Source organism: uncultured Intestinimonas sp., assembly GCF_944387725.1.
GTDB lineage: Bacteria > Bacillota > Clostridia > Oscillospirales > Oscillospiraceae > Intestinimonas.
In genome coordinates this window covers 1-9,266 of the sequence record NZ_CALXGA010000076.1, presented here as the reverse complement: position 1 = coordinate 9,266, position 9,266 = coordinate 1, and the positions used below count along the sequence as shown (strand labels likewise).

The window sequence follows — 9,266 nt, the reverse complement described above, 5'->3', positions numbered from 1 at the left end:
CCCGGGTCAGGTCGTAGGGCGACATCTGCACCGTCACCTTATCTCCCGGCAGAATGCGGATAAAGTTCATACGGAGCTTGCCGGAGATGTGGGCCAGGATGATGTGCCCATTCCCGATGTCCACATGGAAGGTCGTGTTGGGCAGGGCCTCGGTGACGACCCCCTCCAGCTCGATCATATCGCTCTTTGCCAAGCCTAGTTCCCTCCTTGGTCTGACTCGTCGCGGAAGGCGGCCAGCGCCCTCCTGAGTTCCCTGTCGGACACCGGGAGCCCCTCCCGGAGCTTCCGAATGGCCTGATGTCCAAACGTGCCGGGGCTCACCAAATCCAGGTGCCCCAGCTTTTTTCGCTTCGGGTGCGCCGCTTTTCTGCGCTTGCCGTCGGCCACCAGGAGGCAGCGGGCCCCCTGGTCCACGCCCACCACGCACAACAGCGTGCCCTTGTCGCGCCCCGCAGCGGACCTGGCGATCCAGCCTGTGTAGTCGTGCATCACAGGTCTCCGCCCAGGGGGGTGAGGAGCTCGGGCTCCCCGTCGGTGATGAGGATGGTGTTCTCGTAGTGGGCTGCCAGGGAGCTGTCCACCGTCACGGTGGTCCAGCCGTCCGGGAGAACCCGGACCTGCCAGCCGCCGGCGTTGACCATGGGCTCCACCGCCAGCACCATGCCGGGCAGGAGCCGGGGACCGTGGCCGGCCGGGCCGAAGTTGGGGACCTCCGGGGGCTCGTGGAGCTTCTGCCCCACGCCGTGGCCCACGAAGTCCCGGACCACGGAATAGCCGTTGGCCTCCACATACTGCTGCACCGCGTGGGAGATGTCGGACACCCGGTGGCCGGGGGTGGCCCACTGGATGCCCACAAAGAAGCTCTGCCGGGTCACGTCGATGAGCCGGCGGGCCTCCGGCGAGATCGCGCCGCAGGCGAAGGTACCGCAGCAGTCGCCGTGGAACCCGTCCAGGCAGGCCCCCACATCCACGCTGACGATGTCCCCCTCCACCAGCTTCCGGTGGTCCGGGATGCCGTGGATGACCACCTCGTTCACCGAGATGCAGGCCGAGCCGGGGTAGCCGCTGTAGTTGAGGAAGGAGGGCTCGCCGCCCTGGGCCCGGATGAAGTCCCGTACCGCGTGGTCAATCTCCAGGGTGGTGACGCCTGGCTTCACCATGGAGCCTGCCAGCGCCCGGGCCTGGGACGTCACCGCCCCGGCCCGGCGCATCAGCTCGATTTCGCGGGGAGATTTGATGGAGATCATGTTCAAGGGGCCGCCTCCAGGACCTGCTTAATGGCCCTTGTGGTCTCCTCGATGGTGCCCAGGTCTCCGGGTACCGCGCTGAGGGTGCCACGCTTGGAATAGAACTCCTTGAGGGGCTCGGTCTCCTGGTGGTAGACCTCCAGCCGGGCCCGGACGGTCTCGGGCTTGTCGTCGTTGCGCTCGATGAGTGCGCCGCCGCACAGGTCGCAGACGCCGGCCTGCCTGGGCGGGTTGGTGGAGAGGTGGAAGGGTGTGCCGCAGTGGCCGCAGACCCGCCGCCCGTCCATGCGCTCCACAATGGCCTCGTCGGAGATCTCCAGGGAGATCACATGGTCGAACACGATGCCGTGCTCCTCCAGGGCCTCGGCCTGGGCGATGGTGCGGGGCACCCCGTCCAGGATGAAGCCGCCGGCGCAGTCGGACTCCGCCAGGCGCTCCTGAATGATACCGATGATGACCTCGTCGGGGACCAGCTTTCCGGCGTCCATATAGGACTTGGCCTTCAAGCCGATGGGCGTGCCCGCCTTCACGGCCGCCCGGAGGATGTTGCCTGTGGAAATGGTGGGAATGTGCAGGTCTCGGGAGAGAATCTCGGCCTGGGTGCCCTTACCGGCCCCCGGAGGCCCCAACAAAATCAGCTTCATACCCTTACCTCCTTACTCCAGGAAGCCTTTGTAATGCCGCATGAGCATCTGGGCCTCCAGGGCCTTCATGGTCTCCAGCGCAACGCTGACGACGATGATGATGGACGTGCCGCCGATGGCCAGGCTCTGCACGCCGATCAGGTTCTGTGTGATAATGGGGGCGATGGCGATGACCGACAGGTAGATGGCGCCGAAGAGGGTGATCTTGCTGAGCACCTTCTGAATGAAGTCCGCCGTGGGACGGCCCGGCCGGTAGCCGGGGATGAACCCGCCGTTCTTCTTCAGGTTGTTAGCCACCTCAATGGGGTTGAACTGCATGGTGGAATAGAAATAGCTGAAGCCCAGGATGAGGAAGAAATAGATGACGGAGTAGAGAATGCCTGTGGGGTCAAAGACCTGCATCAGGCCGCCGGCGAAGCCCTCACTCTCGGTGGTCCAGCCCACGAAGACGCCCACGGTGGCGGGCAGAGAGGCGATGGACTGGGCGAAGATGATGGGCATGACGCCGGACATGTTCACCTTCAGGGGAATGTGGCTGGACTGGCCGCCGTACATCTTCCGGCCCACCACCCGCTTGGCGTACTGCACGGGCAGGCGCCGCTCGGCGTTGGAGATGAAGACGATGAGGACCACAATAGCCAGAATCCCGATGAGGATGAGGATGGCGCCCCACCAGGGCAGGGTGATGACATTCTCGCCGGTAATGCCGTTGATGGAGTTGCTCACCCCCATCCAGAGGGTTCCCACCATGTTGGGCACCCGGGAGATGATGCCGGCGAAGAGGATGATGGAGATGCCGTTGCCGATGCCAAACTCGGTGATCTGCTCGCCCAGCCACATGACAAAGGCGGAGCCGGCGGTGAAGGAGACGATGATGACCAGGGCGGCCCAGATGCCGTTCATGCTCCCGGCGTTGATGATGCCGTTGGCGTTCATCAGGGTGTAGTAGCCAAAGCCCTGGAGCAGGGCGATGGCCACGGTGGTGTACCGGGTGATGGCCGCCAGCTTCTTCCGGCCCTCCTCGCCGCCCTCCTTCTGGAGGCGTTCCAGATAGGGGATGGCCACGGTGAGCAGCTGGATGATGATGGAGCTGTTAATATACGGCTGCACACCCAAGGCAAAGACCGTGGCGGTGGCGAAGGCGCCGCCGCTCATGGCGTTCATCATGCCCAGGATGGTACCGCTCATGCTGCTCAGGTAGCTTCTCAGCAGGTCCGTGTCCACAAAGGGCACGGGCACTGCGGAGCCCAGCCGGAAGATCAGCAGCGCGAAGATGGTAAAGAGAATCTTCCTGCGCAGCTCAGGGACCTTCCAGGCGTTTTTGATGGTCTGGATCACGTCAGACCACCTCGTACTTTCCACCTGCCGCGACGATCTTCTCCTTGGCAGAGGCAGAGAAGGCGTTGGCCCGGATGGTCAGCTTCTTCTCGAGGCTGCCGTTGCCCAGGATCTTCACGCCGTGCTCGCACTTGGAGAGGATGCCCTTCTCCAGAAGGTCGCTGACGCTGACGGTGGAGCCGTCCTCAAATTTGTTCAGGCTGGAGAGGTTGACAATCTCCATGGGTTTGGCGAAAATGTTGTTGAAGCCACGCTTGGGGATGCGGCGGACCAAAGGCATCTGGCCGCCCTCGAAGCCGGCGCGGACGCCGCCGCCGGAGCGGGCCCACTGGCCCTTGTGTCCCCGGCCGGCGGTCTTGCCGTTGCCGGAGCCGTGGCCCCGGCCCTTCCGAAAAGCGCTCTTCACAGAGCCAGGCGCGGGGGAGAGTTCATGCAGGTTCATGTCGCGACCTCCTCACTGTTCCTCGGTGACCTGGAGCAGGTAACCGATCTGGGCGATCTTGCCGCGGGTAGCCTCGTTGTCGGGCTGCACGGTGGTATCGCCGATCTTACGCAGGCCCAGAGCCTCGGCGGTGGCCTTGTGCTTGGCAAGGCGGCCGTTCAGGCTCTTGACCAGCTTGATATTCAGCTTAGCCATTTTTAGCCCTCCTTAACCTACGATCTCTTCGACGCTCTTACCCCGGACGCGGGCGACCTCCTCGGGACCGCGCAGGGACTTGAGGCCCTCGAAGGTGGCGGAGACCACGTTCTGCTGGTTGTTGGAGCGCAGGCACTTGGCCCGGATGTCGCGGATGCCGGCGGCCTCCATGACGGCGCGGACCGGGCCGCCGGCGATGATGCCGGTACCGGGGGCGGCGGGCTTCAGAAGCACCCGGCCGGCGCCGAAGGCGCCGATGACCTCGTGGGGAATGGTGGTGCCGGACAGGGTCACGGTGATCATGTTCTTCTTGGCATCCTCGATGCCCTTGCGGATAGCCTCGGGCACCTCGGCGGCCTTGCCCAGGCCGAAGCCCACCCGGCCCTTCTCGTCGCCCACCACCATCAGGGCGGCGAACTTGAAGATGCGGCCGCCCTTGACGGTCTTGCTGACGCGGTTGAGAGAAACGAGCTTCTCGGTGAACTCGCTGGGTTCTCTTTCAAATCTAGGCATGTTCGCTTTCTCCTCCCCTTAAAATTCCAGGCCGCCCTCGCGGGCGCCCTCGGCCAGGGCCTGGACCCGGCCGTGGTAGACGTAGCCGCCGCGGTCAAAGACCACGGTGGTGATGCCGGCGGCCTTGGCGCGCTCGGCCACCGTCTGGCCTACCTTTCTGGCGGCATCGGTCTTGGTGCCGTCGCAGGAGAAGTCCTTCTCCAGGGAGGAAGCGGAGACCAGGGTCTTGCCGCTCACGTCGTCGATGACCTGGGCGTAGATGTTGGTCTCGCTGCGGAACACGTTCAGGCGGGGTCTCTCGGGCGTGCCGGAGATTTTCCCGCGCACCCTCTTGTGACGCTTAAGCCGCTGGGCATTGGTATCGGGTCTCTTGATCATTTAGGCACACCTCCTTATTTCTTCTTGACGCCGGTCTTGCCTTCCTTGCGGCGGATGACCTCGTCGGTGTATTTGATCCCCTTTCCCTTGTAGGGCTCGGGCGGTCTTTTCTCTCTGACCTCGGCGGCGAACTGGCCCACCTTCTGCTTGTCGGAGCCGGAGATGACAATCTTGTTGGGGTTGGGCACGTCGATGGCGATGCCCTCGGGCTCCTCCATGATGACCTGGTGGGAATAGCCCAGGTTCATCACCAGCTTGTTGCCCTCCTTGGCCACGCGGTAGCCCACGCCGTTGACGTCCAGCTCCTTCTTGAAGCCGTCGGTGACGCCCACCACCATGTTGTGGAGCAGGCTGCGGGTCAGGCCGTGCAGGGCGCGGTTCTCCTTGGCGTCGTTGGGACGGGTCACAAGGAGCTCAGCGCCCTCCTGGCGGATGGTCATGGAGGGGGAGAGCTGCTGGGTGAGGGCGCCCTTGGGGCCCTTCACGGTGACCAGGTTGCTCTCGCCGATGCTGATCTCCACGCCGGCGGGGACAGGGATAGGCATTCTTCCGATTCTAGACATTCTTCTCTCCCTCCCTTACCACACGAAGGCCAGGACTTCACCGCCGACATGCTGCGTGCGGGCAGCCTTGTCGGTCATGACGCCCTTGGACGTGGAAACGATGGCGATGCCCAGGCCCCGCAGGACCCGGGGGAGCTCGTCAGCTCCGGCGTAGACCCGCAGGCCGGGCTTGGAAACACGGCGAAGGCCGGAGATGACCTTCTCCTTGTTGGCGTTGTACTTCAGGGTGATGCGGATGACGCCCTGAGTGCCGTCGTCGATGAGCTGGAAGTTCTTGATATAGCCCTCATCCAGCAGAATCTGCGCGATGGCCTTCTTCATGTTGGACGCAGGCACGTCCACGGTGTCGTGCTTGGCGTTGTTCGCGTTGCGGATGCGGGTGAGCATATCCGCAATGGGGTCCGTGATGTGCATGGTGTTACCTCCTTTAAGAAGATACAGGCCGGGGCCTGTGGAGGCGGAAGGTATCGGAGCTAGGCGGGCTCCGACCTGTTGACCGCCCGCTGGGGTTGTATGGAAACCGGAATCAGGAGCCAGGAAAGAGGGCGGACCCTGTTTCCTGCTCCCGGCTCCCGATCTCCCGATGGAGAGCTCCCGGAGGAGCTTACCAGGACGCCTTCTTGACGCCGGGAATCTGGCCCTTGTAGGCCAGATCCCGGAAGCAGATGCGGCAGATGCCGTAGTCCCGCAGGTAGGCGTGGGGGCGGCCGCAGAGCTTGCAGCGGTTGTAGCGGCGGCTGGAGAACTTGGGCTTGCGCTGCTGCTTGAGGATCATCGATTTCTTAGCCATGTTTTCTCTCCTCCCTTAACCCGCGGCGAAGGGGGCGCCGATCTGGGTCAGCAGCTCCTTGGCCTCTTCGTCAGTCTGGGCGGTGGTGCACAGCACCACGTCCATGCCGCGGATCTTGTCGATCTTGTCGTACTCGATCTCGGGGAAGATCAACTGCTCCTTCAGGCCCAGGGCGTAGTTGCCCCGGCCGTCGAAGGCGTTGGGGTTGATGCCCCGGAAGTCGCGGACGCGGGGCAGGGCCACGTTGAACAGGCGGTCCAGGAACTCCCACATCCGGTCGCCCCGCAGGGTGACCTTGGCGCCGATGGGCATTCCCTCACGGAGCTTGAAGTTGGCCACGGACTTCTTGGCCTTGGTGACAATGGCCTTCTGGCCGGTGATCTTGGTCAGATCGCCCACCACGGCTTCCAGGACCTTGGCGTTGTCCCGGGCCTCGCCGCAAGCGCAGTTGACCACGATCTTCTCCAGCCTGGGAATCTGCATGGGGCTCTTGTAGCCGAACTTCTGCATGAGCGCAGGAGCGACTTCCTTCTGGTACTTGGCCTTCAGGTTGGGCACTTTCTTTTCCTCTGCCATCTTACATCACTCCTCCTCTCTCAGATGTCCTCCGCGCCGCACTTTTTGCATACGCGGATGCTCATATACTTCTCCTTGCCGGAGACGACCTTCTTCACCCGCTTGTGGGCGATGCGGGTGGGCTTGTTGCACTTGGGGCAGACCTTCTGCACCTTGCTGGCGTAGATGGGGGCCTCCTTCTTCAGAATGCCGCCCTCCTCGCCCTGCCGGCGGGGCTTGGTGTGGCGGGAGACCACGTTGACCTTCTCCACCACTACTTTGTTCTCCTCGGGGATGGCGGTCAGGACCTTGCCCTGCTTGCCCTTGTCCTTTCCGGAGAGCACGACCACCAGGTCGTCCTTCTTGATGCTCATCTTCTTCATGATTGCTCCTACCCCCTTACAGCACTTCGGGAGCCAGGGACAGGATTTTCATGTAATCCTTGTCGCGCAGCTCACGGGCCACGGGCCCAAAGATGCGGGTCCCGCGGGGATTCTTGTCATCCTTGATGAGGACGGCGGCGTTGTCGTCGAAGCGGACATAGCTGCCGTCGGCCCGGCGGACGCCCCGGGCGGAGCGGACGATGACGGCCTTGACCACCTCGCCCTTTTTCACCGTGCCGCCGGGCTGGGCCTTCCGCACGGAGGCCACGATGACGTCGCCGATGTTGCCGTACTTGCGCTTGGAGCCGCCCAGCACCCGGATGGTCTTGATTTCCTTGGCGCCGGTATTATCGGCCACCTTCAGATAGGATTCCTGCTGAATCATAACGGCACCTCCTTACTTCGCTTTCTCAATGATCTCGACCACGCGCCAGCGCTTGTCCTTGGACAAGGGGCGGGTCTCCATGACCTTCACGCGGTCGCCCACGCCGCACGCGTTGTTCTCGTCGTGGGCCTTGAGCTTGTACGTCCGCTTGACGATCTTCTTGTAGAGGGGGTGGGCCACACGGTCGGCGATGGCCACCACCACGGTCTTATCCATCTTGTCCGAGACGACCAGGCCGACTCTGGTCTTGCGGGAAGAAGTTCTGTTTTCCATTTTCTGATTTCCTCCTTCTGACGTTATCGGCTGGCCAACTGCTGCTCACGGAGAATGGTCTTGACTCGGGCAATATCCTTCTTGACCTCCGCGATGCGGATGGGGTTGTCGAGCTGGTTGGTGGCGTGCTGAAGCCGGAGCTGGAACAGGTCCTTCTTCAGATCCAGCAGCTTGGCCTCCAGCTCGGCGGCGGACATCTTGCGTACCTCGGTTGCCTTCATCATGCTTCACCACCATTCTCGGTCTCGGCGGTCTCTTTCTTCACAACCTTGCACTTGACGGGCAGCTTGTGGGAGGCGAGACGCAGGGCCTCGCGGGCGACCTCCTCGGAGACGCCGGCGATCTCGAACATCACACGGCCGGGCTTCACCACGGCCACCCAGTACTCGGGGGATCCCTTACCGGAACCCATGCGGGTCTCGGCGGGCTTCTCGGTGACGGGCTTGTCGGGGAAAATCTTGATCCAGACCTTACCGCCGCGCTTGGTGTAGCGGGTCATGGCCACACGGGCGGCCTCGATCTGGTTGGAGGTGATCCAGGCGGGCTCGGTGGCCTGCAGGCCCCAATCGCCGTAGGTGACGGTGTTTCCGCGGGTGGCCTTGCCCTTCATGCGGCCGCGGTGGACGCGGCGGTATTTGACTCTCTTCGGCAGCAGCATTACTTGGCGCCTCCTTCCTTAGGAGCGGTGGGAGCGGCGGGACGGGCGCCGCCGCCCTGGCGGTTGAAGCCGCCCTGGCCGGCGGGACGGGGGCCGCGGTTGTTGAAGCCGCCGCCCTGGCGGTCCCGGTTGAAGCCGCCCTGACGGCCGCCGCCCCGGCGGTCATCCCGGCGGCGGGGCCGGTCGGAGCGCTCCTTAAAGTTCTTGGTGTCCAGGGTGCGGGGGGTGGTCCGCAGGGCCTGGGAGAGGACCTCGCCCTTGTAGATCCAGCACTTGACGCCGATGCGGCCGTAGGTGGTGGCGGCCTCGGCGAAGCCGTAGTCGATGTCGGCCCGGAGGGTCTGCAGGGGGATGGTGCCGTCGTGATAGTGCTCGGTGCGGGCGATCTCGGCGCCGTTGAGGCGGCCGGAGCACTGGACCTTGATGCCCAGGGCGCCCATACGCATGGCCCGGCCCATGGCGTTCTTCATAGCCCGGCGGAAGGCGATGCGCTTCTCCAGCTGCTGGGCGATGTTCTCAGCCACCAGCTGGGCGTCCATGTCGGGGTTGCGGACCTCCACGATGTTGAGGGCCACGCTCTTGCCGATCATCTTCTCCACCTCGAGGCGGATGCGCTCGATCTCCGTGCCGCCCTTGCCGATCACCACGCCGGGGCGGGCGCAGTGCAGGTAGATGCGCACCTTGGCGTTGTCCCGCTCAATCTCGATGCGGGGAATACCGGCGGAATAGAGGGTCTTCTTCAGATATTTGCGGATCTTGTTGTCCTCCACCAGCAGGTCGCCCACCTTCTCGTTACGGGCATACCAGCGGGAGTCCCAATCCTTAATGACACCCACGCGCAGGCCGTGGGGATTGACTTTCTGTCCCATAGCTCTTGCCTCCTCCCTTTAGCGTTCCGCCAC

19 protein-coding genes are annotated in these 9,266 nt (G+C 63.7%); all 19 read right to left on the bottom strand.

The features are described 5' to 3' along the window. On the bottom strand, positions 1-193 hold a 193-nt coding region (gene infA / locus Q0K09_RS09550), incomplete at its 3' end, for a translation initiation factor IF-1 (protein ID WP_294475701.1). A 2-nt stretch (positions 194-195) separates the two neighbouring features. Next, complete coding sequence (locus tag Q0K09_RS09545; RefSeq protein ID WP_294475700.1) at positions 196-489, bottom strand: hypothetical protein; 294 nt, start codon at positions 487-489, stop codon at positions 196-198. Beyond that, a complete protein-coding gene (gene map / locus Q0K09_RS09540; protein ID WP_294475699.1) occupies positions 489-1,247 on the bottom strand; it encodes a type I methionyl aminopeptidase in 759 nt (252 codons plus the stop codon). Before map ends, Q0K09_RS09545 begins: the two co-directional genes overlap by 1 nt. 2 nt (positions 1,248-1,249) lie before the next feature. Next, complete coding sequence (locus Q0K09_RS09535; protein WP_294475698.1) at positions 1,250-1,891, bottom strand: adenylate kinase; 642 nt, start codon at positions 1,889-1,891, stop codon at positions 1,250-1,252. Positions 1,892-1,903: 12 nt separating this feature from the next. After that, on the bottom strand, positions 1,904-3,229 hold the full coding sequence (secY, locus tag Q0K09_RS09530) for a preprotein translocase subunit SecY (RefSeq protein WP_294475697.1): 1,326 nt from the start codon (positions 3,227-3,229) through the stop codon (positions 1,904-1,906). Position 3,230: 1 nt separating this feature from the next. Continuing rightward, entirely contained in the window at positions 3,231-3,671 is a 441-nt protein-coding gene (gene rplO / locus Q0K09_RS09525) for a 50S ribosomal protein L15 (RefSeq protein WP_294475696.1), read from the bottom strand. A 12-nt stretch (positions 3,672-3,683) separates the two neighbouring features. Beyond that, positions 3,684-3,866 (bottom strand): 50S ribosomal protein L30, encoded by a 183-nt coding sequence (gene rpmD, locus Q0K09_RS09520; protein ID WP_294475695.1) that lies wholly within the window; start codon positions 3,864-3,866, stop codon positions 3,684-3,686. A 12-nt stretch (positions 3,867-3,878) separates the two neighbouring features. Beyond that, entirely contained in the window at positions 3,879-4,379 is a 501-nt protein-coding gene (rpsE, locus tag Q0K09_RS09515) for a 30S ribosomal protein S5 (RefSeq protein ID WP_294475693.1), read from the bottom strand. 18 nt (positions 4,380-4,397) lie between these two features. Further along, entirely contained in the window at positions 4,398-4,757 is a 360-nt protein-coding gene (rplR, locus tag Q0K09_RS09510; protein WP_294475691.1) for a 50S ribosomal protein L18, read from the bottom strand. A 14-nt stretch (positions 4,758-4,771) separates the two neighbouring features. After that, the gene (gene rplF / locus Q0K09_RS09505; protein ID WP_294475689.1) at positions 4,772-5,320 is read right to left on the bottom strand and encodes a 50S ribosomal protein L6; all 549 of its coding nucleotides are present in this window, start codon (positions 5,318-5,320) and stop codon (positions 4,772-4,774) included. Positions 5,321-5,335: 15 nt separating this feature from the next. Continuing rightward, the gene (gene rpsH, locus Q0K09_RS09500) at positions 5,336-5,734 is read right to left on the bottom strand and encodes a 30S ribosomal protein S8 (RefSeq protein ID WP_294475680.1); all 399 of its coding nucleotides are present in this window, start codon (positions 5,732-5,734) and stop codon (positions 5,336-5,338) included. Positions 5,735-5,924: 190 nt separating this feature from the next. Then, entirely contained in the window at positions 5,925-6,110 is a 186-nt protein-coding gene (locus Q0K09_RS09495; protein ID WP_294475678.1) for a type Z 30S ribosomal protein S14, read from the bottom strand. 15 nt (positions 6,111-6,125) lie between these two features. Beyond that, positions 6,126-6,686, bottom strand: coding sequence for a 50S ribosomal protein L5 (gene rplE, locus Q0K09_RS09490; RefSeq protein ID WP_294475677.1), 561 nt, complete (start codon positions 6,684-6,686; stop codon positions 6,126-6,128). Positions 6,687-6,706: 20 nt separating this feature from the next. Further along, entirely contained in the window at positions 6,707-7,048 is a 342-nt protein-coding gene (gene rplX / locus Q0K09_RS09485; RefSeq protein ID WP_294475669.1) for a 50S ribosomal protein L24, read from the bottom strand. A 16-nt stretch (positions 7,049-7,064) separates the two neighbouring features. Then, positions 7,065-7,433 carry a 50S ribosomal protein L14 gene (gene rplN, locus Q0K09_RS09480; protein WP_294475667.1) on the bottom strand — a complete coding sequence of 123 codons (369 nt, stop codon included), beginning with the start codon at positions 7,431-7,433 and terminating at the stop codon, positions 7,065-7,067. 12 nt (positions 7,434-7,445) lie between these two features. After that, a complete protein-coding gene (gene rpsQ / locus Q0K09_RS09475; RefSeq protein WP_294475665.1) occupies positions 7,446-7,706 on the bottom strand; it encodes a 30S ribosomal protein S17 in 261 nt (86 codons plus the stop codon). A gap of 23 nt (positions 7,707-7,729) precedes the next feature. Continuing rightward, entirely contained in the window at positions 7,730-7,927 is a 198-nt protein-coding gene (rpmC, locus tag Q0K09_RS09470) for a 50S ribosomal protein L29 (protein ID WP_294475702.1), read from the bottom strand. After that, positions 7,927-8,364, bottom strand: a complete 438-nt coding sequence (gene rplP / locus Q0K09_RS09465; RefSeq protein WP_294475661.1) for a 50S ribosomal protein L16 — start codon at positions 8,362-8,364, stop codon at positions 7,927-7,929. The genes rpmC and rplP overlap by 1 nt, the downstream gene beginning before the upstream one ends. After that, on the bottom strand, positions 8,364-9,233 hold the full coding sequence (gene rpsC / locus Q0K09_RS09460; RefSeq protein ID WP_294475659.1) for a 30S ribosomal protein S3: 870 nt from the start codon (positions 9,231-9,233) through the stop codon (positions 8,364-8,366). The genes rplP and rpsC overlap by 1 nt, the downstream gene beginning before the upstream one ends. Positions 9,234-9,266: the final 33 nt, after the last annotated feature.

Excerpts from the sequence above, each read along its gene's own strand:
- Q0K09_RS09545 (WP_294475700.1), bottom strand. The coding sequence starts at position 489 with ATGCACGACTACACAGGCTGGATCGCCAGGTCCGCTGCGGGGCGCGAC.
- map (WP_294475699.1), bottom strand. The coding sequence starts at position 1,247 with ATGATCTCCATCAAATCTCCCCGCGAAATCGAGCTGATGCGCCGGGCC.
- Q0K09_RS09535 (WP_294475698.1), bottom strand. The coding sequence starts at position 1,891 with ATGAAGCTGATTTTGTTGGGGCCTCCGGGGGCCGGTAAGGGCACCCAG.
- rplO (WP_294475696.1), bottom strand. The coding sequence starts at position 3,671 with ATGAACCTGCATGAACTCTCCCCCGCGCCTGGCTCTGTGAAGAGCGCT.
- rpmD (WP_294475695.1), bottom strand. The coding sequence starts at position 3,866 with ATGGCTAAGCTGAATATCAAGCTGGTCAAGAGCCTGAACGGCCGCCTT.
- rpsE (WP_294475693.1), bottom strand. The coding sequence starts at position 4,379 with ATGCCTAGATTTGAAAGAGAACCCAGCGAGTTCACCGAGAAGCTCGTT.
- rplR (WP_294475691.1), bottom strand. The coding sequence starts at position 4,757 with ATGATCAAGAGACCCGATACCAATGCCCAGCGGCTTAAGCGTCACAAG.
- rplF (WP_294475689.1), bottom strand. The coding sequence starts at position 5,320 with ATGTCTAGAATCGGAAGAATGCCTATCCCTGTCCCCGCCGGCGTGGAG.
- rpsH (WP_294475680.1), bottom strand. The coding sequence starts at position 5,734 with ATGCACATCACGGACCCCATTGCGGATATGCTCACCCGCATCCGCAAC.
- Q0K09_RS09495 (WP_294475678.1), bottom strand. The coding sequence starts at position 6,110 with ATGGCTAAGAAATCGATGATCCTCAAGCAGCAGCGCAAGCCCAAGTTC.
- rplE (WP_294475677.1), bottom strand. The coding sequence starts at position 6,686 with ATGGCAGAGGAAAAGAAAGTGCCCAACCTGAAGGCCAAGTACCAGAAG.
- rplX (WP_294475669.1), bottom strand. The coding sequence starts at position 7,048 with ATGAAGAAGATGAGCATCAAGAAGGACGACCTGGTGGTCGTGCTCTCC.
- rplN (WP_294475667.1), bottom strand. The coding sequence starts at position 7,433 with ATGATTCAGCAGGAATCCTATCTGAAGGTGGCCGATAATACCGGCGCC.
- rpsQ (WP_294475665.1), bottom strand. The coding sequence starts at position 7,706 with ATGGAAAACAGAACTTCTTCCCGCAAGACCAGAGTCGGCCTGGTCGTC.
- rpmC (WP_294475702.1), bottom strand. The coding sequence starts at position 7,927 with ATGAAGGCAACCGAGGTACGCAAGATGTCCGCCGCCGAGCTGGAGGCC.
- rplP (WP_294475661.1), bottom strand. The coding sequence starts at position 8,364 with ATGCTGCTGCCGAAGAGAGTCAAATACCGCCGCGTCCACCGCGGCCGC.
- rpsC (WP_294475659.1), bottom strand. The coding sequence starts at position 9,233 with ATGGGACAGAAAGTCAATCCCCACGGCCTGCGCGTGGGTGTCATTAAG.